The organism is Robinsoniella peoriensis (assembly GCF_000797495.1).
Classification (GTDB): Bacteria; Bacillota; Clostridia; order Lachnospirales; family Lachnospiraceae; genus Robinsoniella; species Robinsoniella peoriensis.
In genome coordinates this window covers 1-22,653 of record NZ_JTGN01000027.1, presented here as the reverse complement: position 1 = coordinate 22,653, position 22,653 = coordinate 1, and the positions used below count along the sequence as shown (strand labels likewise).

The window sequence follows — 22,653 nt, the reverse complement described above, 5'->3', positions numbered from 1 at the left end:
AGCCAGAATGACAGCACGGCATGAAACATGAAAAAACAGATGTAATTCACAGTCTTATGCGCTATAATAAAAACAATAATGTTTGAATAGAATAGGAGCATTTTCGTGAATATACAGGATTATATTATTTACAATAAAACGATTCCCAAAAGGGCAGCCGTTTATGCTGATTTCCCGGATGGTTTATCAAAGGAAATATGTGAGTATCTGTCATGCAGGGGAATTACAAAACTTTACTGCCATCAGGCTGAAATGTTTCTGGAGGCTGCAAAGCAAAAGAATATTGTAATCACAACTTCTACGGCCAGCGGTAAAACATTGAGTTTCCTGCTCCCTGTTATCCAGGAAATATTGGCAGATCCGTTGACAAGAGCTATTTTTATATATCCGACTAAAGCTTTGGCAAGTGATCAGTTCAGGGCAATCAAGCCATTTCTGGAGTATTTCGGTGAGAACAGAATAGCGGCAGGGGTATATGATGGAGATACACCGGTAAATGAAAGAAGCAGAATCCGGAAAAGCGCTAATATTATTTTGACTAATCCGGAAATGATAAACAGTGCTTTTCTGCCAAATCACAGTAAATTCGGTTTTGATTTTATTTTTTCTAATCTGAAATATGTAGTGATTGATGAGCTTCACACATACCGTGGGGCTTTTGGTTCCCATCTGGCTAATGTTTTTCGCCGGATGGGAAGAGTATGCAGGTATTACCATTCTTCACCCCAGTATCTTTGCAGTTCTGCAACCATTGCCAATCCGGTGGAGCTGGCTGAAGGTATTTGCGGGCAGAAATTTGTGCGGATTGAACGGGATGGTTCGGGTGCGTCTGAGAGAAATTATAAATTGATTCAGCCACCCAGGATTATGGGAAAAGATAAGCAATATTATGGACAGGTACAGTCCACAGCTGTGGCAGCAGAACTTCTTCCGGAATTAGTGGAGAATGGCCACAGCTTTATTGCATTTGCCAGATCCAGAAAGAATGTAGAGATTATTTTAAAGGAAGCAAGGGATAAGCTGGAAGCAGAAAGTTTCTTCGGAGTATCGCTTACAGACAGGATTTCCGGATATCGGGGCGGATACACACCGCTGGAGCGAAAAGAAATTGAGAGTAAGATGATCTCGGGAGCTTTGTGCGGGTTAGTTTCTACTAATGCGCTGGAACTTGGTATTGACATTGGAAAAATTGAAACAGCAGTGCTCTCCGGTTATCCGGGCACGAGGGCTTCCTTCTGGCAGCAAACGGGAAGGGCTGGAAGAAGCAGCAATCGCTGCACCAATTATCTGATTCTGGATAATCTTCCTTTTGACCAGTATATAGCCATTAATCCGGAGTGGCTGTTTGAATCCGGCAGTGAGAATGCGGTTATTGATAAGAATAATCTGCTTATAGAGCTTTCTCATATCCGTGCGGCGGCAGCAGAGATTCCGCTGACACTGGATGATATTTCATTGTTTCCGGATCTGGGCGAGACAATTCCTGTATTGATCCGGGCAAAGGAACTGGCAAGCCAGGGGGGGAAATTTGCCTGGACAGGTAATGCCTTTCCGGCAGGAGATTTCAGTTTGAGAAATATTGACAAATCCAGGTATAAACTGATGAATCAGGACAATCAGAAGGAAATTACGGAAATGGACGAGCTGCAGGCATTCCGGGAAATTCATAAGGGTGCAGTGTACATGCATGACGGGGTACAATATCAGGTTCTAAAACTGGATCTGGAATGTAAAACGGCTTATGCAGTGACCTTTCAGGGAAATTATTATACAATGCCGGGCAGTAACACCAATATAAGGATCATTCAGGGAAGCAAAGAAAGAGCTTATAAACGTGTAACAATTACATTTGGAGATGTAAATGTGGATGAGATGGTCTATATGTTTAAGAAGCTGCAATTCCATAATCATCAGAATCTGGGGTATGAGCAGCTGGAACAGCCGTTGTCTAAGGATTACGATACGGAGAGTACCTGGATTAAGATTCCTGAAAACGTAGTACAGGCATACAGACGCCTGCTTCAGGAGAGCCCCAATGGACAGTTAATCAGGAATAATCACTTTGAAGGCTTGTGCTATGCAATTAAGAATGCTGCAATGATGGCTACGATGACAGAGCAGGAGGATATCGGTGTTGTCATGTCCGGAAATGCAATTGGCATGGGGGAAAACTTTGCCTGTGGAGAGGTATATCTGTTTATCTATGATAAGTATATTGGAGGTCTTGGATATTCGGAGAAGGTCTATGACCTGACAGAACAGATTATCCGTAATGCAATCACCCTGGTAAATGGATGCAAATGTGAAAAAGGATGTGCGGTGTGTATCGGGGATTATAAATTAGATAAAAACATGATTCTCTGGGGATTGCAGAATCTATTGGAGGAAGAGCCGGTACCCAAAGAAGTGAAGCTTGTAGAATATGCCCCCTCTACCTTTATGCAAAAACAGTTTCAATTTAAAGAACTGCCGGAAAAGTGGCAGGAGTTCTGTGAATATTTAAAGGAGCGGGGAGATACCTTTGCAGCTTTTTTCAATACGATACCGGAAGTAGAGACAGATGGAGCGGACCTGATTCTTTTTACGGACAGCAATTTCTATAAGGAATGGATTCTGGAGGAGAATAATAGAAAGAGCCTTTTAAATATAATATCTTTTTACACGGAAGCGCCTCAGGGGATCCGTTTGCAGATTAAGCAAATGGAGAAGGGAAGAGACCGAAGTGAAATAAAGGATAAACTACAGAGAAGATATGAAAATCTGATGGAATAGGAGGTTTCCATGCAGTTTGAAAAAGAATTAGAACGGCTGAACCAGTACCAGAGGGAAGCAGTGCTGGATGAAAGCGATGCCTGTATCGTAAATGCTAACGTGGGCAGCGGTAAAACGACGGTATTAATTTCTAAGATCATGTACCTGCATAATGTGAGAAATGTTCCATATCAGAATATGGTAGTACTTACGTTTACCAATAAAGCGGCAAATGAAATAAAAGAACGTCTGACTGGTACTGATGCGGGAATTCCAATGGATGAGCTGGAGAATTTCGGGACTTTTCACAGTGTTGCACTCCATCTTTTAAGAAGTAAGCTGCCTCTTGAAAAGATTGGGTATACAAAGGGCTTTCTTGTGATAGAACCAGAAGAAGAACTGGATATTGCAATGCAGGTGATCGAGAAAGAGAAACTGGTTATTAAATATAAAAATCGTTTAAAGAAACGTTTGGAGCAGGCGATGACGGGGCAGATAACAGAAAATAATTCCAGCATCCGGGATGATATTTTCAAACTGGTGAAGTTGTTGAAAGAAGAGAAGGTACATCAAAATAAAATGTCTTTTTCGGATCTTTTGCAGAATACAAATCAATTATTGGAAGATCATAGTATGGAAGCCAAATGGATAATTATTGATGAGGTGCAGGACTGTGATAAAATGCAGCTGGATTTTATCGAAAGATTTATGAATGGAGACACCAGACTGTTTGCTGTGGGAGATCCAAACCAGATTATATACAGCTGGAGAGGAAGCACCTGGAATGTATTTTATATTTTAAAGGATAAATATCATGCTAAGGAATTATCCCTTCCCATTAATTATCGTTCCAGCAGTTCTATTTTAGAAGTAGCAAAGTGTTTTTTACAGAATGGAACTCCGTTAAAGGGTATGCGGGACACAGGGAATAAAATTATTTTGAAGAACCATTATAATCCCTTTAACGAAGCCTGCTATCTGTCCGGTAAAATAAGGGAACTTCAGTCGGAAGGTGTGCCGCTTAATGAAATTGCTGTATTTTACCGATTGCAGAATCAGTCCGAAGTCTTTGAGAAGGTATTTGCAGAAAATGGAATCCCATTTGAAGTTTCCATGAAAAAGACGATACAGGATATTCCGGTTCTAAAGTGGATGGTGAAACTGCTGCGTTTTTGTGTAAATCCGGATGACGATTTGTCGGGGATCTATGTGTTAAGTAATCGGGATTATGGAGAGCGGCTGACGAAAAAAGAAGCCGTAAAACTGTTAAAAGACCAGAATGGGAATCATGTGGGTATTTCAAAACTATATGATAAAATGTTGGCTTTTACGGAACAGAGCAGCGAATTACATAATCCCTTAGAACTTTTCCGGTATTTTGCATTGGATGAGTATCTTATGCCTACTTCATCTGCTTATACACAAGACAGGCAGGCGGTCATAGATTTGGCAGAGATTATCTTTTCCTATATTAAGGAAAAGCAGATGGTGTTTTTGGATGGATTGACGGATTTCCTGAATTCTTCAGCACTTTATGGGATAAATATATTACAGAAAGATGTTCACAGTGAGGAAGACTCGGTGAAGCTGATGACACTGCATGCTTCTAAGGGGCTGGAATTTTCCCATGTTTTTATTACGGGAGTGAATTATGGACTGATTCCTTTACGGACAAAGGATTTCGAAGAGGAGGACGAGGAAAGAAGGCTGTTTTTTGTAGGCATTACCAGGGCAAAAGATTATCTTGAAATTTCATATTATACGAATCCGGATTTTTATCGGGTGATGCCCGGTGAAAGCAGATATATCCATATGATTCCCGCCCATCTGATTGAGGATGATGCTGGTGTAAAAAGTGAAGTGAATCTGCAGGAACTCAAAAGGCAGATACAGGAAGCAAAAAATGAGGGGGCAAAGGAAAAGTCATCCAATGCGGTACCGGAAGAGCAGGTTTCCCAGGGAATGGTAAAACATAAGAAATATGGGACGGGTAAGATATTAAAAGAAGATGACCTTATGATTGTGGCAGAGTTTGAAAATTATGGAGTGAAAGAATTTATGAAAGCTTTTAGTGAGTTAGAGCGTGTTTGAAAATTCTTTTTCTTAATTGGATTCCCTGCTTTGCGGACGGCATCCGCCTTTTTTTCTGGTTTTCCGGTGAATGTCAGCTTCATGTAATATGAGATATCCGTGAAATTAAAATATATACTTGTCTGGAAATAAATTTTAATGTATAATTTTACTATTACAGTCACTCTATGTATGTGACTATGGTAAAAAAAGAAAGAGAGAGGGAATTGTATGGAAGAAAAGAAAAAATCAAATGGTGGTGCACTGCTGGGAGCTGCATTTATCATGGCTACATCAGCAATTGGTCCTGGGTTTTTAACACAGACAGCAAAGTTTACAAGTGATTTCCAGGCAAGCTTCGGATTTGTTATTTTAGTTTCTATTTTACTGGCCATCGTCGTTCAGATGAATGTCTGGCGTGTGCTTTGTGTATCCGGGATGCGCGGACAGGATGTGGCAAATAAGTTACTCCCGGGATTAGGTTATTTTGTAGCATTGCTGGTTGTATTAGGCGGCCTGGTATTTAATATTGGCAACGTAGGCGGCGGTGCTTTGGGATTCAATACCTTATTAGGCCTTCCGCTGACAGCCGGATATATTTTAGCCGGAGCGATTGCCATCGTTGTATTTTTACTTAAAAATGCCACAAAGGCAATGGATACTCTGACAAAAGTGCTCGGCGGAGTGATGATTGTTGTAATTTTTGTGGTTATCGTAATTGTAAAGCCTCCTGTTGGACAGGCTATTAAAGAAACTTTTATCCCGTCTACCGGTGCGGTAGCGCTGTTCCCTGCAATATTAACGTTACTTGGAGGAACCGTAGGAGGTTATATTACCTTTGCCGGTGCCCATCGTCTGATTGACGCAGGCATTACAAAGAAAGAGAATTTAAAAGAAGTTAACAAGAGTTCTATCATGGGTATCGGAATTGCAACGATCGTGCGTATTTTCTTATTCCTTGCAATTCTTGGTGTAGTGGCAAAAGGCCTTACTTTAGATCCAAACAACCCGGCAGCGGATGCATTCAGCCAGGGTGCAGGTGAGCTGGGCTACCGATTCTTTGGATTAGTATTGCTTTGTGCAGCAGTTACCTCTATTGTAGGTGCGGCTTATACATCCGTTTCATTCATGAAGACTCTGAGCAAGACGGTTGCAAAATATGAAAAATGGGTTACCATTGCTTTCATTGCAGTATCAACTCTGGTTATGGCGATTCTTGGACAGCCGGCTACTCTTCTGGTTCTGGCTGGTGCTTTAAATGGCCTGATCTTACCGGTTACTTTAGGTGTATGCCTTGTGGCATCCCAGAAAAAGAGTATCATGGGACAAGATTATAAGCATCCGAAGTGGCTGTTGATTCTTGGTATCCTGGTAGTTCTGCTTGCAGCATATCTTGGAGTTACTTCACTTTCAGGTCTTGGTAAGTTATTCGCATAGAAAATACAAAGGTGTAGTCACTATGATTGCACCTTTTTGAAATAGGAGAGAGCATAATGCTGAAAATTGAAATTCTAACAGCAGGTGATTCTGCGATTTTGATTGAGTTTGGCAAAGAGATCAGCCCGGAAATCAATCGGAAAATTACGGCTATTGTACAGCTGATTAAGGAACAGCAGATCGAAGGAATTGTTGACACAATTCCCGCTTTCTGCTCCTTACTGGTGAATTACGATCCCAGAATTATCTCATATGAGAAAATTGTGGAGCGCATGCGGCAATTAGTAAAAGTGGATGTTATGGCTGAGGTTGGTGAAAAACGGATTATTGAAATCCCTGTCTGCTACGGCGGGGATTTTGGACCGGATATTGAAACCGTTGCCGAAAATGCAAAAATGTCCCGGGAAGAAGTGATTAAATTGCATTCTTCCAAAGATTATCTGATTTATATGCTTGGTTTTCTGCCGGGATTTTCATACCTGGGAGGTCTGGATGAGCGTCTTCATACACCGCGTCTGGCTAATCCCAGAATTAAGATTAATGCAGGAAGTGTAGGCATCGGCGGTTCCCAGACAGGAATTTATCCACTGGATTCTCCGGGAGGCTGGCAGTTGATCGGTTTAACTCCGGTGAAGACATATGATCCGAACAGAGAAGTGCCTATTTTATTTGAGGCTGGAGATTATATCCGTTTCGTACCTATCGATGAAGCAGAGTTTTACCGCATAAAAGAATTAGCCAATAAGGGCGAATATCAGTGTATCGTTCATGAAGGAGGTGTGTAAGATGGGATTTCGCGTATTAAAAGGAGGCATGCTGACAACGGTACAGGATTTAGGAAGAACAGGTTACCAGAGTCAGGGATTTGGTGTGTCAGGAGTAATGGATGTACGTTCCTTTAAGATTGCAAATCTGCTTTTAGACAATCCGGAAAATGAAGCGGCGCTTGAGATCACTTTGATTGGTCCTACATTGGAATTCACATCCGCAACGATTATTGCCATTACCGGAGGGGATTTCCAGCCGATGATTAATAAAAAACCGGCGCCAATGTATACGGCGATTTACATGAATAAGGGTGATATACTGGAATTCCAGAGTGCCAGAACAGGCAGCAGGGCATATATTGCGTTTTCAAGCTATCTGGATATCCCTGTTATCATGGGAAGCCGCTCCACCAATATCAGAAGCAGGGTAGGGGGATATAAAGGAAGAAAACTTCAGGCGGGTGATTATGTGGGATTCCGTATAAAAAGGAGATATCTGCCATACTTTTTATCCAGAAATCTGGATCTGGATGAATTTGACCAGGAGGATGCTACGCTGAGAGTGGTGTTAGGACCCCAGGACAGTCATTTCACAAAGCAGGGGATGGAAAGCTTTCTGGGCAGTGAATATGAGGTAACCAGTGACTTTGACCGTATGGGATGCCGGCTGGAAGGTCCTTTTGTAGCTTATAAAGATACGGCGGATATTATTTCAGATGGTATTACAATGGGATCTGTACAGGTTCCGTCCCATGGAAAGCCGATTATTATGTTGTCTGACAGACAGACTACCGGGGGTTATGCCAAGATCGCAACCGTTGCATCAGTGGATATCCCGAAGCTGGTACAGAGAAAGACAGATCATAAGATACGGTTTCAGGCAATTACTGTTACAGAAGCCCAGAGTCTTTATCTGGATGAGATAAGAGAAATGGATGATTTCCGAAAAGAAATACACAGGCCCTGTAAAGAAGTTTTGGACTGCCGTCTGGTTGCCAAGCGGTTGGAAAAACTCTTTTCATAGATAAAAGCAGATAAGAAAGAGAGGTATTTAAATGGATTTAGAAAAGATAGAGGGATTGATAAAAATAATTGAAAAGTCATCTTTGACAACGTTTTCCATCAAAGAAGGAGACGTAAAGATTTCTATGAGCAAGATTAAGTATGCTCCTGGAGCAGCAGAAGGCATGACTGTTAATACTTCAGCTCAGGAGGAAGGTAATCCAGTGGAAGAAGAAGAGCAGTGTTTTATAACATCTCCTATTGTAGGAACTTTTTATGCGGCGGCATCACCCGATGAACCGGCATTTGTTAAAGTAGGTGATGTGGTAAAGGGCGGACAGACTGTCTGCATACTGGAAGCGATGAAGCTGATGAATGAGATTGAAAGCGATTTTGACTGTGAAATTGAAGCTGTTCTGGTAAGCAATGAACAAAAAGTAGAATATGGACAGCCGCTGTTTCGCGTAAACAAATTATAGGCATAAAGGGAGGATTGGACTGTGTTTAAAAAAATATTAATAGCCAATCGGGGTGAGATAGCAGTTCGAATTATCCGCGCATGCCGTAACCTGGGCATTCGCAGTGTAGCGATATATTCCAAAGAGGACAAAGACAGCCTTCATGTACAGCTGGCAGACCAGCGTATCTGTATTGGCGAGGGTCCTGCAAAGAACAGTTATTTAAATATGGAACGCATTATCAGTGCGGCAAATAATATGGCTGCTGATGCTATACACCCGGGATTTGGATTTTTATCTGAGAACAGTGATTTTGTGCGGATGTGTGATGAGAATGGAATCACGTTCATCGGTCCATCCGCTGATGTAATTGACAGTATGGGCAATAAATCCCATGCCAGAAAGACAATGATGGATGCAGGCGTACCGGTTGTTCCGGGAACAAAAGAACCGGTCTATGAGGCTGAGGCGGGTGCAAAGATTGCAAAAGAAATCGGGTATCCGGTTATGATTAAGGCATCTTCCGGCGGCGGCGGTAAAGGTATGCGTGTTGCAAAAAATGAAGATGAATTTGAGTTTCAGTTTAATATGGCGCAGCGGGAATCAGCCAATGCTTTTGGTGATGATACCATGTACATTGAGCGTTTTATTGAGAATCCAAGGCATGTGGAGATACAGATTATTGCAGATGCATATGCAAATGTAGTAGCTCTGGGAGAGCGTGACTGTTCGGTGCAGAGAAATCACCAGAAATTGATTGAGGAATCGCCATCACCTGCTATTTCAGAGGAAATGCGGGAGGAAATGAACCGCTATGCAATACTGGCAGCGAAGACCGTAAATTACACAAATGCCGGAACGATAGAGTTTATTGTAGATCCAAAAGGCAACTTTTTCTTTATGGAAATGAATACCCGTATCCAGGTAGAACATGGTGTTACAGAGATGGTTACCGGTACGGATTTAATTATAGAACAGATCCGTATTGCTATGGGTGAAAAATTGAGTTTTAACCAAAGTGACATTATTCTTCGCGGACATGCTATTGAATGCCGTATAAATGCCGAGATTCCGGAGAAAAACTTTATGCCAAGTCCGGGTGTGATTAAACATATGCATCTTCCGGCAGGAAATGGAGTGCGTGTGGATACCGGGCTTTATACCGGGTACCGCATTCCATCCGAATATGATTCTATGATTGCAAAAGTTATTGTCCACGCACCGGACAGAGAAGCAGCATTACAGAAGATGCGTTCCGCGTTGGATGAAATGGTGATTATGGGAATCGAGACAAACATTGATTTTCAGTATCAGATCCTGAAGCACCCTACATTTTGTGAGGGAAAAGCCGATACCGGATTTATTGAACAGTTGATGAAACTGAGTTAGAAAATGATATATCTAAATATTCATAAAGTGAGATGAAAGGAGTTTCCTATGTATAAAGTGGATTTAAACAGCGACCTTGGCGAAAGCTTCGGACACTATACAATTGGAATGGATGACCGTGTGATTCCATTTATCACATCCGCAAATGTGGCATGCGGATATCATGCTTCTGATCCGGTTGTTATGGAAAAGACAGCAGCGATTGCGAAAAAAGAAGGGGTGCGGGTAGGTGCGCATCCGGGACTGCCGGATCTTATGGGATTTGGCAGACGCGTTATGGACATCACACCAGGGGAAGCAAAAGCCTATACGCTTTATCAGATCGGAGCATTGGCCGGAATCTGTAAAGCACAGGGTATCAGCCTGCAGCATGTAAAACCGCATGGAGCCCTTTATAATATGGCAGCAAAGGATTATGAACTTGCAAAGGGTATCTGTGAGGCAATTTATGAATTTGACAAGAATCTGATAGTTTTGGCGTTATCCGGCGGAGAGCTGGCAAAGGCAGCTGCCGACTGTGGGCTTCGTACTGCACTGGAAGTATTTGCAGACCGTGCTTATGAAGAAGACGGAACTCTGGTTAACCGGAGAAAAGAAGGCTCTATGATTACGGACGAAGAAGAAGCGATAGCAAGAGTTGTCCGTATGGTAAAAGAAGGAAAGGTTACTGCGATTACCGGAAAAGATATACCGATTAAAGCAGATTCAGTGTGTGTGCACGGAGATGGCGAAAAAGCTCTGGCATTTGTAGAAAAGATCCGTAAAACACTGATAGATGAAGGCGTGGAAATCTGCCCGCTGGATGAGATCGTGTAAGATCTATAGAATATTTATTGGAAATTGTTGTAAAAACGCCTGTTCATGATAGTTTATATCATGAAACAGGCGTTTTTTGAATTAACGTATTTATTTGTTAGAAAGTATTTCCAGAATGGCAGGTATTTCAGCTTGGAGCCCGGCTGCCGGAAAGTTTGGGGAAACTCAAATATATGCTTGCTTATAAAAAGAAAAGCTGATAAAATGCGGTTAGATATAGCTAACTATGTGGGCTATAACCAAGCATCATATATCTGCTTTGAAATATGATATGGGGATAGGTAATGATATTCTATGTATAAAAGTAAAAGAAGGTGAAGTATTGAACGGAATAGATTTATCATCGGTACGGATGGATTTTAGAGGATTTGGCTTTTCAAAAAGGGAAGTAAACGAATTGATTCAAGAATATAGCATAAATGAACCGAAAAACAAAGTACATATAACAGCTTATATGATTTTGCCGGGAGTTGAGATTTTTTGCACAGATTATCAGACACATGAACATTTTTATGGAAAGGTGAATGAATGCAATTATTATCAGATTGCATATTCCCATAAAGGTGTTTATGAAAGCAGGATTGACGGGCATCGGTTTCTTAGACTTTCTGAGGGTGAAATTTCCATGATGACAAATACGTATCAGAGTTTTGATTCTCATACACCCATGGGATATTTTCAGGGAATCAATATCATTTTTTATCCGCAGATGATAGGAGGAGAAGCAATTGACTTTCTCGGATTGTTTGCGATTGATATTAACGAACTTTTTAAAACGCACCTTCAGGGTAAACGATTTGAACGATTTGTTTGTGACGGTCATATCAAAAAAGTCCTTGAAGCATTGTATGAAGCATCCAGAGAGGGCGACTATATTCATATGAAAATACATGTTCTACACTTGCTGACAGAATTTGTCCATTATGAAGGAGCCAGACAGAAGAAATATCATGTCGTTACAGATAAGAAAACAGAAACAATCAGTCAGATCAAAAACTATATAGAAAAGAATATGCAGAAGCATTTTACCATTAGGGAGCTGGCTGCACATTTCCATATATCGGAGACAGGACTTAAGGATAATTTTAAAGTCATTTATGGTTGCAGTCCTTATGAATTCTTAAAAGGATGCCGCATGGAATGGGCCGCTAAAAGGCTGAAAACAACAAATGAATCCATAGCGGATATAGGAAACGCAATCGGGTACGAGAATCCAAGTAAGTTTTCAGCAGCTTTTTCAAGTATCTACGGTTTAACACCAATTAAATATAGAAAAAATGGCTAAATGGAGTATTTTGACTAAACAGAGTGGAAGAATATTCCTCAATTTTGTATTATTGGTTAGGTAAAGCTAACTATGCTGGGGGAAAATCAGGAGAATGCGTGTGTGGATTTTGTGATTACCCATGACCTGGAGCTGGTTGTGGGAAGCTGCACCCATGTGCTGCATTTGAAATATGGAAAAGTGTAAGTGTTCAGCTCCTCTTTGTGGGGGAGATTAAAGAAAGGAAGAAAGAGAGGAAAAAGAAATTGAAAACGAAAAAGAAAAGCAGTATTGTTGTTTTACTTCAATATGCCGGTAATTATCGCTGGCTGACAATCCTGGGCTGCATTTTATCAGGGGCTGCAGCCGTCATCGGCTTAATGCCGTATGTATTTGTATGGTTGGTGGCAAGAGATGCGCTTGCGGTATATCCCAATTTTGCGGCGGCAGATAATCTGGCTAAGTGGGGATGGCTTGCAGTATGGTTTTCAGTAGCAAATCTTGCAGTGTATTTTATAGCGTTAATGATGACCCACATTTCTGCATTTCGCACAGCAAGAAACATGCGAATGAAAGCAATGCAGCATATGGTGGAATTACCTCTTGGTTTTTTTACCGGGAATCAGTCTGGCAAGCTTCGCAAGCTGGTAGATGATAATGCAGCGCTTACAGAGGATTTGTTGGCGCATAAGATGCCTGATACCGTTGGCGCAGTCGTGACACCTCTGGCAGCAATTGTTTTTTTGCTCCTGTTTGACTGGCGAATGGGTGCACTATCCCTTTTCACCATGGTCCTGGCACTGGCATCTATGGGTATGATGATGAGTGGAAAAAATGCAAACTTTTTTCACCGGTATCAGCAGGAAATCGAAAAAATGAGTGGAGAAGCAGTGGAATATGTCAGAGGTATTCCGGTCGTAAAGGTATTTCAGCAGACGGTATATTCCTTCAAGGCCTTTTATGCAGCAATTTTGTCCTACAGTGATCTTGCCGGCAAATACGCTATGAGCTGCCAAATGGGCAACACTTGTTTTTTAAGTGCCATTAACGGAACATTTCTACTCCTGATTCCTGCAGCGCTCTATATTGCTTCTGTCAGTGACGGATGGGGTGTCATTCCCAATTTTATCTTCTATGCTTTGTTTGCACCGGCTTGTGGAAATATGATTAACCGGATTATGTATGCGTCACAGTCTGTCATGGAAGCAAATGAGGCTGTATTTAAAATGGAGGAAGTCTTATCCCAGGAACCATTGAAAAATGCGACATATACCACGGCACCCTCCGATGGAACGGTTGAGTTTAAGGATGTCACATTCACTTATCCGAAAGCCACAAGGCCTGCACTTTCCCATATCAGTTTTCGTGTGGCGGGGGGGCAGACAGTAGCTTTGGTGGGGCCTTCCGGTGGGGGTAAAACTACAGCAGCCAGTCTCATTCCCAGGTTCTGGGATGTATTGGAAGGGCAGGTGAAGATTGGCGGCGTTGATGTTCGTGAAATAGACAACAGGCTTTTGATGGATCAGGTTGCTTTTGTCTTTCAGGATACGCGGCTGTTTAAACAAAGCCTGCTTGATAATATAAGGGCAGCAAAACCGGAGGCATCCAGGGAGCAGGTTCTCCGTGCCGCCCATGCTGCACAGTGCGATGATATTCTTGAAAAACTTCCGGACGGCTTAGATACGGTTGTGGGAACGAAAGGAATTTATTTGTCCGGCGGGGAGGTACAGAGAATTGCGTTAGCCAGGGCCATTTTAAAGGATGCACCAATTATTGTGCTGGATGAAGCAACGGCATTTGCGGACCCGGAAAATGAAGCACAGATTCAAAAAGCCTTTGAGTCGTTGATTCGGGGGAAAACGGTACTTATGATTGCCCACAGACTATCCACGATTCAAAATGCAGATAACATTCTTGTTATGGATAATGGGAAGATTACGGAGTGTGGAACACATGGTGAACTTTTGGAAAAACAGGGACTGTATGCTAAAATGTGGAGGGATTATCAGAAGTCGGCAAAGTGGAAGGTTGGAAAGGAGAGCACATTATGATTTCAAGAATTGAACATCTTTTTGCACTCAGTCATCAGGGGGCAAAGGACTTTGTAAAGGCAGTATTGCTGACGGTAGTATGCAACATCAGTCTGATGCTTCCGGTAGGCGTCATTATGGCAGTGATCCAATATATGCTTGCAGCGATTCCCAACGGAGAAAATACAGGAGCAAAAATTCTGTATTATACCGGGATAGCGGCAGTGATCCTGGTTGTATTGTTTGTGCTTCATTACATTCAATATGCGGCCCTTTATCTGTCGGTATATAAGGAGAGTGCCAACCGAAGAATTGCACTGGCTGAAACACTGCGCAAGCTTCCGCTTTCCTTTTTTGGAAAAAGAGATTTAAGCGATCTGACAGCAACCATGATTGCAGACTGTTCCAGTCTGGATCAGATGTTTTCTCATTATATTCCAGTGTTGTTTGCGGCTGTTATTTCCACCACTATTGTAGGAATCAGTATGTTCTGTTTTAATCCCAAAATGGCACTGGCTGTATTGTGGGTTGTTCCGGCAGCGCTGCTTTTGACGATTTGCTCCAAAAAGCTGCAGGATACATATGGTACGAAAAACATTCTGGCAAAACGTGCCGTTACTGACTATATCCAGGAAGGATTGGAAACCAATCGTGATCTGAAGGCCTGCAATCAACAGGAAGTTTATTTAAAAGAGCTGGAGCAAAAAACGGCAGCCGCAGAAAAATCAGCCATCCGGTCAGAATTGGCGGCAGGCACTTTTGTAAGTTCTGCGCAGGCATTTTTACGTATTGGAATGGCGACAACAGTTCTGGCAGGGGCGGACCTTTACGTACGCGGAGAGCTTACACTACTGTATTTTCTTGGATTTCTGTTTGCAGCTGCACGAATTTATGATCCCCTTAGCATTGTTCTTATGAATATGGCGGCAACCTTTAACGCAAAACTTCAGATTAACCGTATGCGTGCGATTCAGGAAGAGCCGGTACAGACAGGAACGGAAAATTTTAAACCAAATGGCTTTGACATCAGTTTCGAACACGTGGATTTTTCATATCGAGACGGAGAAGGGGTTCTATCGGATGTGACATTTATGGCAAGACAGGGGGAGGTCACAGCTCTTGTGGGTCCCTCTGGCGGCGGAAAATCTACAGCAGCAAAGCTTTCAGCCAGATTCTGGGATGTGAATAAAGGAAAAATTAAATTAGGTGGCAGAGATATTTCTGAAATAGATCCGGAAGCCTTACTGAAATATTATGCGATTGTATTTCAGGACGTTGTCCTGTTCCGGGATACCATTATGGAAAATATCAGGCTCGGACGTAAGGGGGCCACAGATGAAGAAGTAATCGAAGCAGCAAAGGCAGCGCAGTGTGATGAATTTATCATGCGCCTGACAGATGGATATGAAACAGTAATCGGAGAAAATGGCTCTACCCTTTCAGGAGGAGAACGCCAGCGAATTTCCATAGCGAGGGCGTTGTTAAAGGATGCACCTGTAGTCCTTCTGGACGAAGCCACGGCGAGTCTGGATGTGGAAAACGAGAGTGCAGTCCAGGATGCATTATCCAGGCTGATTCGCAAGAAAACGGTTTTAATTATTGCACATCGGATGCGTACAGTAGCCAGTGCTGACAAGGTGGTTGTTCTGGAAAACGGACGAATTGTGCAGCAGGGTGCACCCGAAGAGCTTCTGAAACAAAAGGGAATGTACAGACATATGGTAGAACTGCAAAATAAGAGCATGGCGTGGAAGTTATCATAGAGAAAACCAGCTTTGTATCAATAAACTGTATCCCGGAAAGAGAAAGGGGCGGACCATGGCAGGCGTGCTCCCATCGGATACTAATCTGGCAGAGATCTGCCCGCTGGATGAGATCGTGTAGAAAATTCATCTGAAAATGATTTCGATTAAACGGTAATAAAAGCGCCTGTTCATGAAAATATGATAACATCATGGACAAGCGCTTTTTAATACTTTTCTATTTTATGGATAGGATATCCAGAATGGCAGGTATTTCTGATTGAAGCTGCCCCATTTCTTTTTCTTTTTGTTTCATCACGGTTTTATAGGCAGCAGCTTTTTCTGTTTGCCTGCTGTCTGTATAAAGTCTGTAATTTACGGCAGCCTCATAGTAGCGGGCCAGAGCATAATATTCCTCAAGTATTTCATTTGATTTAGCACCCCGGGCTTCGTTTTGTGAAGTTTTTCGCAGTATAGACCCATAATCCTGGTATTTCAGATCTCCGGAAAAAGATTGTTCATCGAATGTTGTATAGCCCTGGAATTCTTCCTTAAGGCGTGCGATCCCCATAGCAAGTAATAAGACAAATAGAATCGACAGAATGATGATAAGGATGCCCGATATACTAACTCGTTTCTTCTTCATGGATGTCTAATCTCCTTTCCAGTATATCTCGAACTCCGTTTGCAGACAGGTTGGGAAGCGTACTCAGATCTTCCTTTGTCATATTGCAGAAGGAAGACAGCAGCAGCTGAATCTTCTGATCAATATCATCTAATGCAGCCAGATGTTCAGCCTGGTATTTCCCCTCATATAAAAAATATTCTCCCGATATGGTTTCATAATAAGAGGAGAGGCTGGAGACCAGGTATCTGGGAGACCAGCTGCTATGAAGTTCAGGATTAATCAGCGAATTAATGGAATCAAAGATACTATTATAACTCTCTGAAGCCCGGGTAATTGCAGTGTAGGAATCAAATTCGTCACCCAGGTACAAATTGTTTGAGTTATAGTAAGCATTCAGGTCGATATATTTTTTGTTTTCTATTAAATTATCCATGGTTTCTTTATGGATAGCTTCATTTTTATGTAAGGCGCTTTTCGTAACGCTTTTGTATATGGGCCAGGCGGATCCGACCAGGATAAAGGCGGCAACATTCAGGATCACCAAAATGGCAATGATGCTTGTGCGTACACTGATACTTGTAAATCTATGGGTTGTAGTGTAAACGTCATTCTGAGTTTTTTTGAATTCCGACTGATAATGTTTCATATCAGAACGGTGTTTCAAAATATCGGGATTTTGGGAACCGCAATAAGGACATTTTTCATCCTTTAACGTTAAGGGTGCCCCGCAGAAAGTACACTTCATTTTTTAACCTCCTCATCATAAAGCTTTTTTAATTGATCTATACTCATGTGATAGCGTTCATTTAAAATCTGTTCTGCTTCTTTTTGATATGCTTTTACCATAGCAGAATCTTCCTTACGCATATCTTCAAGGCGTGTCATGATCAGAAGAGAAGTCATGGCGGTCATGATATCTTTTTCACGGTTGTTCTCCGGGTCCGTAATTATGAGATAGTCGGCATATGCCCAGATAAAGTCAGAATGCTTCCAGTTGTAGGTGGAAAATTTCTGTGTTTCGGAGTCTGTCAGTATGTAGTTCAGAACAGCGTCGTAATTTCCTTCCTCATACCAGACATCCATTTTCGGAAATGCCGTACGTTCCCAGGCTGTCTGGGCAGCGTCCTGTTTTTTTAACTGGCTGTCATTAAACTGAAACAATAAAAATATCCCAAGTGCCAGAAGGGCGGAAATCAGGAGCGATATACCAATGCGCTTTCCTACACGTGAAGATTCACTTTTTATAGTATCTTCAAAGTAGTCCATAGGGACATCTTCTAATTTCTCCAGATTCTGATGCAGCTCATGTAGCTCATTCATATATTCTTTTTCGGCACCGGGGAAGTTCGTGGAACCACAATAGGGGCATTTCACTATAGTTTCATCCAGTATGGTTCCGCAGCTTTGGCATTTCATAATAAGAACTGTCCTTTCAGGTTAGTTAATTAATTATAATAAGAATACAATAATATGTGGGAAGGCGAAAGCGGTCATTCTATACCATGGTTTTTACCATATTAACAAATCTGAGGACATCTTCTGGTGCATCCAGGCTATAAAGTAAGCCATAGGGGATGCTGTAATCCCAATTCACAGGAATTGATATAAGACCCGGGTGAACCTCCTGCCAGCACTCAATGCTAAGCAGGACATTTCCGGTCTCTGCGCAGCGGTTAAATACTGATAAATCATAAAATTGAGGAGTATCCTCTATTTGAATTTTGGGATGGTGTTTCGTCAGGTCATTGCGGAGGAAATCATTCACTCCGGAATCTCCGTGAGCTACCATCATCAGAGTCTCACCGTATAAATCTTCGATATCAATGCAGGAATTTCCTGCAAGGCGATGTTCTCTGGGGACTGCAATCATTTTTTTGTATCTGCCCAGGGCAAGAAAATTACAGCGGCTAAGCCATGCTTTGGAATCACATACCCCTATCAGAAAATCAAACTTTTCTCCCAGCAGTCCTATTTCCCCAAGAATTCCTTCGTAATTATCCTCAAACGGTACAAGATGCAGTTTATATTCCGGAAAATCTTTATTTACACGATACCATAAATCCATAAAGGGCTTTGCAGGATTCAGAAGCGATGTGCCCACACAAAAGGTAGTGTCCTTAGCATGGTTGGCGGCTTTGGCATTTGCAATGGATTTTTTTGAATAATCTATCATGAATTTAGCGTCCTGATATATGACAGCTCCGGAGTCTGTTAAACGGATGCCCGAGGGGGTACGTTCCACAAGCTTTATATCCAAATGATTTTCCAATGTATTTATTTGTTTCATAACGGCGGTAGGCGAGATATACAGATGTTTTGCTGCTTTTGTAAAACTTCCGAAGTCCGCAGCTGCTATAAATGTATCCAGCATCTGATTGTACATATATTACCTCCTAAAATTAAAGTGTATAAACTTTATGTTAATACAACGATAACATATCGGAGATTCCAAGTCAATGAAAACTAAGATAAACTATAGGAAAATACAAAGAAAAATAATAGAAAAGAGGTAGATTAAATGGCAGAACTGATAGCGTTCTTTTCACGCAGGGATGAAAATTATGTTAATGGTATAATTAAGACACTGGATATCGGTAACACAGAAGCCGCAGCTGGTATTATACAGGAATTGACAGGTGCCCGGCTGTTTCAAATTGAGCCAATACAGACATATTCAAAGGAATATAACGAATGTATTGCACAGGCTCAGGCAGATCAGAAACGGAATGCCAGACCGGAATTGAAAACGTACCCGGAAAGTATTGATCCGTATGATGTAATTTATCTGGGTTTTCCTAATTACTGGGGGACTATGCCCATGGCGGTGTTTACCTTTTTGGAACACTTTGATTTCACCGGAAAAACCATTATGCCTTTTTGCACTCACGAGGGCAGTGGAATGGGCAGCAGTACAAGTGATATCAGCAGATTATGTCCCGGAGCAATGGTAGAGGCGGGACTGCCCATTTATGGAAGCGCTGTACAGAGGTCTAAAAAAGACATAGCAAACTGGATGACAATTAATAGCAATCGGGAAAGGACGGAATGAAAATGGAATATATAAAATTAGGAAATTCAGGCATTGAGGTATCACGTTTATGTGCAGGCTGTATGAGTTTTGGTGACCCGGCAAGCAAAATGCATGCATGGACCCTTGACCCACAGGAAAGTGAAGAGATTATCAAACATGCATTAGAATTGGGGATTAATTTTTTTGATACGGCTAATTGTTATTCCGCAGGAACAAGTGAGGAGTATCTGGGCAGGGCGGTTAAAAATAATATAGCAAGAGATAAAGTCGTTCTGGCCACAAAGGTTTATTTCAATGAGGGAAAACTTTCAGGGGAAGCAATACCGCGAGAGGTGGAAGCTTCGCTCAAACGCCTGGGAACAGACTATATAGATTTGCTGATTATTCACCGCTTTGATTATGATACGCCAATAGAAGAGACCATGCAGGCCCTGCATAAGGTGGTCCAATCAGGTAAGGTTCGTGCCATTGGTGCTTCCGCTATGTATGGATACCAGTTTATGAAGATGCAGTATACCGCTGAAAAGAATGGCTGGACAAAATTTGTATCGATGCAGAATCATTATAATCTGCTTTATCGTGAGGATGAGCGAGAGCTGATCCCGGCCTGCGAAGATCAGAATGTGGCAAGAACACCGTACAGTCCGCTGGCTGCCGGAAGGCTGTCACGTCCTACCTGGTCTGCAGATACTTTAAGAAGCAGAACGGATGTAACGGCAAAAGGTAAATATGATAAGACCCGGGAAAGTGATATGGAAATAGTAAAGAGAGTATCCGGACTGGCAGAGAAAAAAGATGCAACCATGACTCAGATTGCCCTTGCCTGGCAGTTTGCAAAAGGCGTTGCAGTGCCAATTATCGGTGCAACAAAAGCAAAGTATTTTGATGATGCAGCAGGCAGTTTTAAGGTTATATTGTCACAGGATGAAATGAATTATCTGGAAGAATCATATGTGCCCCACAATATTGTGGGAGCGTTATAAGGAGAAAAATTCAATTTACTAACTGCAGAGAACAGCGGCTTTTATTTTCTTAAAACCGCTGTTCAGCTAAGCATTAATTTTTGAACATGAACTATCAACTACTAAATGACGGTTTTTATCTTTTGGCAGAGGATTAAAAAATGAAACTTATGACAATTCATTTAAACCAATGATCTTACTGCCTTTACTTTCATAATAGTGCAGCATTTCGTCAATTTTCCTTTTATCATAACTTGTAATGCAATCTGATAATACATTAACCCTATAATTAGCTTTGCGTAAGTTGTAACAGGTTGATTTAACACAAGCAGCAGCATCTGCTCCTGTTATGTAGAATTCGCATATTTCATTTTCACTAATAAAGTCCGTAAAACCCTCACTGCTTAATGCATTTCCTTTGCATTTTTTGAAAACATTTTTTGAGACGATTTTCAAGTCTGAAGCTAATTCTGCTCCTTCTGTATTGGGTTTAAAAGTCCTCGTGCCGGCTGATAAATTTTCATGCCTTATATAAACAACATGAATATTATTATTGACTGCCCAATCAATAGATTTATTGATATTGTCAATGATATCCTTGTAATTCTTTGTTATATCATTTTGAATATCAATTATTACTAAGGCTTTTTTCTGCATAGTGTTTCCTCCTGATAGGTAGATTGATTTGTTTGCTTGTTTATTGTATCATGTAATTGTTGACAACATTATGGCAATAATCTATAATGATAAAAATAAAAATCTTTAAAAATTGAAAGGCGGCTGTCAGATGAAAATTGACAGACTTGTAAGCATTATAATGATACTCCTTGAAAAAAAGCGCATAGGCGCACAGGAGTTAGCAGATATGTTTGAAGTTTCACCCCGCACAATCTACCGTGACATAGACACTATAAACATGGCGGGGATTCCCATTTGTTCTGCACCTGGAGTTGGCGGTGGATTTGAAATCATGCAGAAATACAAGATTGATAAAAAAGTTTTTTCGACGGCAGATCTTTCCGCTATCCTGATGGGGCTTTCCAATCTTCCTACCATGATACGAGGGGATGAACTGGTAAATGCCCTTGCAAAAGTTAAGAGCTTTATACCCGCTGACAGAGCAAAAGACATTGAATTAAAAGCAAATCAGATTCACATAGATTTAAGTCCGTGGATAGGCAACAGAAATATTCAGGCATATTTAGAAAACATCAAAACAGCTTTACTGGAAAGCAAACTGCTTACCTTTGAATATGAAGACCGCTATGGCAACATAACTGCACGAACAGCCGAGCCGTATCAGCTTGTTATGAAAAATAGCCATTGGTATTGGCAAGGGTATTGCCTTAAAAGAAATGATTTTCGCTTATTCAAAATATGCCGCATATCAAATCTACAAATACAAGAGGAATCTTTTACACCACGAGATTATCAAAAACCAATTCTAGATTTTGCGGATATTTTAGCAACTATGCAAAATACAATCAAAATCCGTATTCATAAATCTGTCAAAGACAGGGTACTTGATTTTTGCGATTATGAACACTTTACGCCTGACGGCAATGATCATTATATTGTTAGTTTTCCTTTCATAGAGAACGAATACTACTACAATATTCTTTTTAGTTTTGGGAATAAATGTGAGTGCTTAGAGCCGTTACATATCCGTACAGAAATGAAGCGCAGAATACATGATATAGGTATCTTATATGAAGACGCGCTTTAGTAATATACAAATTCAGCTTAAATTGGGGTTTTGTTGATTAATGACGCTTTGTAGATGTAGGTAGTGTACGGAAAGATGGGTGTGGGAAACTGGCATGGGCTCCGTCAGCTGGCCGCAGAACTGGTATTTTCTAACCTTTTCGAAGCGCTTTTTGGCGGCACGCGGGCATTCGCTCCGAAATCCTGATGCATTTCGCAGCTCACTGCCCGCTTAGTATCCGATGGGAGCCAGTCGAATACTATCCACCAAAAAACACTTCGAAAAGGTAAGTAAATGAACTGTACCCTTTGTCAAGGACATTTTAAAAAGTGGGGCACTTTTTTCGCACCTTTACTTCCAAAGTATCCTGCATACAGGTACACCTCTTTAAATGTCATGGTATTCTATGAAATTTTTTAACTATCCGTATTTTTCTGATATAATTGGCATCCAAGTTCTTCCGGTTTTTTGGCTATGACCGGATGCGCAGGTATTTTGGGAACATCCAGTGGATATTCTCCAGTGATGACAAATTTATAAAACTCATTGGGTGCAAGCTTCGCCAGATGCCATTGGTACMGCTGATTATTATAATAAGCCA

21 protein-coding genes are annotated in these 22,653 nt (G+C 41.4%); 15 read left to right on the top strand and 6 right to left on the bottom strand.

Annotated elements, in window-relative coordinates; genetic code table 11:
• The first annotated feature begins 105 nt into the window (after positions 1-105).
• From QR40_RS29040 to QR40_RS28985, 11 genes are all read left to right on the top strand, one after another.
• Positions 106-2,772, top strand: a complete 2,667-nt coding sequence (locus QR40_RS29040; protein ID WP_044297884.1) for a DEAD/DEAH box helicase — start codon at positions 106-108, stop codon at positions 2,770-2,772.
• A gap of 9 nt (positions 2,773-2,781) precedes the next feature.
• Positions 2,782-4,842: an ATP-dependent helicase gene (locus QR40_RS29035; protein ID WP_044297883.1), complete on the top strand. Its 2,061-nt coding sequence runs from the start codon at positions 2,782-2,784 to the stop codon at positions 4,840-4,842.
• A gap of 210 nt (positions 4,843-5,052) precedes the next feature.
• Entirely contained in the window at positions 5,053-6,258 is a 1,206-nt protein-coding gene (locus QR40_RS29030) for an NRAMP family divalent metal transporter (protein WP_044297882.1), read from the top strand.
• Between the two features lie 56 nt (positions 6,259-6,314).
• Positions 6,315-7,043: a 5-oxoprolinase subunit PxpB gene (gene pxpB / locus QR40_RS29025; RefSeq protein ID WP_027292364.1), complete on the top strand. Its 729-nt coding sequence runs from the start codon at positions 6,315-6,317 to the stop codon at positions 7,041-7,043.
• A 1-nt stretch (position 7,044) separates the two neighbouring features.
• Complete coding sequence (locus tag QR40_RS29020; protein WP_027292365.1) at positions 7,045-8,049, top strand: 5-oxoprolinase subunit C family protein; 1,005 nt, start codon at positions 7,045-7,047, stop codon at positions 8,047-8,049.
• A 31-nt stretch (positions 8,050-8,080) separates the two neighbouring features.
• Positions 8,081-8,506 carry an acetyl-CoA carboxylase biotin carboxyl carrier protein gene (gene accB / locus QR40_RS29015; RefSeq protein ID WP_027292366.1) on the top strand — a complete coding sequence of 142 codons (426 nt, stop codon included), beginning with the start codon at positions 8,081-8,083 and terminating at the stop codon, positions 8,504-8,506.
• Positions 8,507-8,527: 21 nt separating this feature from the next.
• On the top strand, positions 8,528-9,874 hold the full coding sequence (gene accC, locus QR40_RS29010) for an acetyl-CoA carboxylase biotin carboxylase subunit (RefSeq protein WP_027292367.1): 1,347 nt from the start codon (positions 8,528-8,530) through the stop codon (positions 9,872-9,874).
• A gap of 48 nt (positions 9,875-9,922) precedes the next feature.
• Complete coding sequence (locus tag QR40_RS29005) at positions 9,923-10,690, top strand: LamB/YcsF family protein (protein ID WP_044297881.1); 768 nt, start codon at positions 9,923-9,925, stop codon at positions 10,688-10,690.
• A gap of 271 nt (positions 10,691-10,961) precedes the next feature.
• Complete coding sequence (locus QR40_RS30505; RefSeq protein ID WP_052431122.1) at positions 10,962-11,975, top strand: helix-turn-helix domain-containing protein; 1,014 nt, start codon at positions 10,962-10,964, stop codon at positions 11,973-11,975.
• 245 nt (positions 11,976-12,220) lie between these two features.
• Positions 12,221-14,005 (top strand): ABC transporter ATP-binding protein, encoded by a 1,785-nt coding sequence (locus QR40_RS28990; protein WP_044297893.1) that lies wholly within the window; start codon positions 12,221-12,223, stop codon positions 14,003-14,005.
• Positions 14,002-15,747: an ABC transporter ATP-binding protein gene (locus QR40_RS28985; protein ID WP_044297879.1), complete on the top strand. Its 1,746-nt coding sequence runs from the start codon at positions 14,002-14,004 to the stop codon at positions 15,745-15,747. The genes QR40_RS28990 and QR40_RS28985 overlap by 4 nt, the downstream gene beginning before the upstream one ends.
• Before the next feature lie 217 nt (positions 15,748-15,964).
• Here QR40_RS28985 and QR40_RS28980 read toward each other — a convergent pair whose 3' ends face one another.
• From QR40_RS28980 to QR40_RS28965, 4 genes are all read right to left on the bottom strand, one after another.
• A complete protein-coding gene (locus tag QR40_RS28980) occupies positions 15,965-16,372 on the bottom strand; it encodes a hypothetical protein (RefSeq protein WP_044297878.1) in 408 nt (135 codons plus the stop codon).
• A complete protein-coding gene (locus QR40_RS28975) occupies positions 16,353-17,099 on the bottom strand; it encodes a zinc ribbon domain-containing protein (RefSeq protein ID WP_044297877.1) in 747 nt (248 codons plus the stop codon). Before QR40_RS28975 ends, QR40_RS28980 begins: the two co-directional genes overlap by 20 nt.
• Positions 17,096-17,770: a hypothetical protein gene (locus QR40_RS28970; RefSeq protein WP_044297876.1), complete on the bottom strand. Its 675-nt coding sequence runs from the start codon at positions 17,768-17,770 to the stop codon at positions 17,096-17,098. The genes QR40_RS28975 and QR40_RS28970 overlap by 4 nt, the downstream gene beginning before the upstream one ends.
• A 79-nt stretch (positions 17,771-17,849) precedes the next feature.
• Positions 17,850-18,737, bottom strand: coding sequence for a LysR family transcriptional regulator (locus QR40_RS28965; RefSeq protein ID WP_027292374.1), 888 nt, complete (start codon positions 18,735-18,737; stop codon positions 17,850-17,852).
• Between the two features lie 135 nt (positions 18,738-18,872).
• Between QR40_RS28965 and QR40_RS28960 the strand changes: the two genes are divergently transcribed.
• Positions 18,873-19,403, top strand: coding sequence for a flavodoxin (locus QR40_RS28960; RefSeq protein WP_027292375.1), 531 nt, complete (start codon positions 18,873-18,875; stop codon positions 19,401-19,403).
• Between the two features lie 2 nt (positions 19,404-19,405).
• Positions 19,406-20,368 (top strand): aldo/keto reductase, encoded by a 963-nt coding sequence (locus tag QR40_RS28955; RefSeq protein ID WP_044297892.1) that lies wholly within the window; start codon positions 19,406-19,408, stop codon positions 20,366-20,368.
• Between the two features lie 147 nt (positions 20,369-20,515).
• Here QR40_RS28955 and QR40_RS28950 read toward each other — a convergent pair whose 3' ends face one another.
• Positions 20,516-21,004 (bottom strand): cysteine hydrolase family protein, encoded by a 489-nt coding sequence (locus tag QR40_RS28950; protein ID WP_044297875.1) that lies wholly within the window; start codon positions 21,002-21,004, stop codon positions 20,516-20,518.
• A gap of 130 nt (positions 21,005-21,134) precedes the next feature.
• Here QR40_RS28950 and QR40_RS28945 point away from each other — a divergent pair, with 130 nt between their 5' ends.
• Together QR40_RS28945 and QR40_RS32775 are read left to right on the top strand one after the other, a co-directional pair.
• Entirely contained in the window at positions 21,135-22,073 is a 939-nt protein-coding gene (locus QR40_RS28945) for a helix-turn-helix transcriptional regulator (RefSeq protein ID WP_044297874.1), read from the top strand.
• A 63-nt stretch (positions 22,074-22,136) separates the two neighbouring features.
• Entirely contained in the window at positions 22,137-22,259 is a 123-nt protein-coding gene (locus QR40_RS32775; protein ID WP_276325473.1) for a hypothetical protein, read from the top strand.
• 209 nt (positions 22,260-22,468) lie between these two features.
• Here the strand turns inward: QR40_RS32775 and QR40_RS32005 are convergent.
• On the bottom strand, positions 22,469-22,653 hold a 185-nt coding region (locus QR40_RS32005), incomplete at its 5' end, for a hypothetical protein (protein ID WP_044297873.1).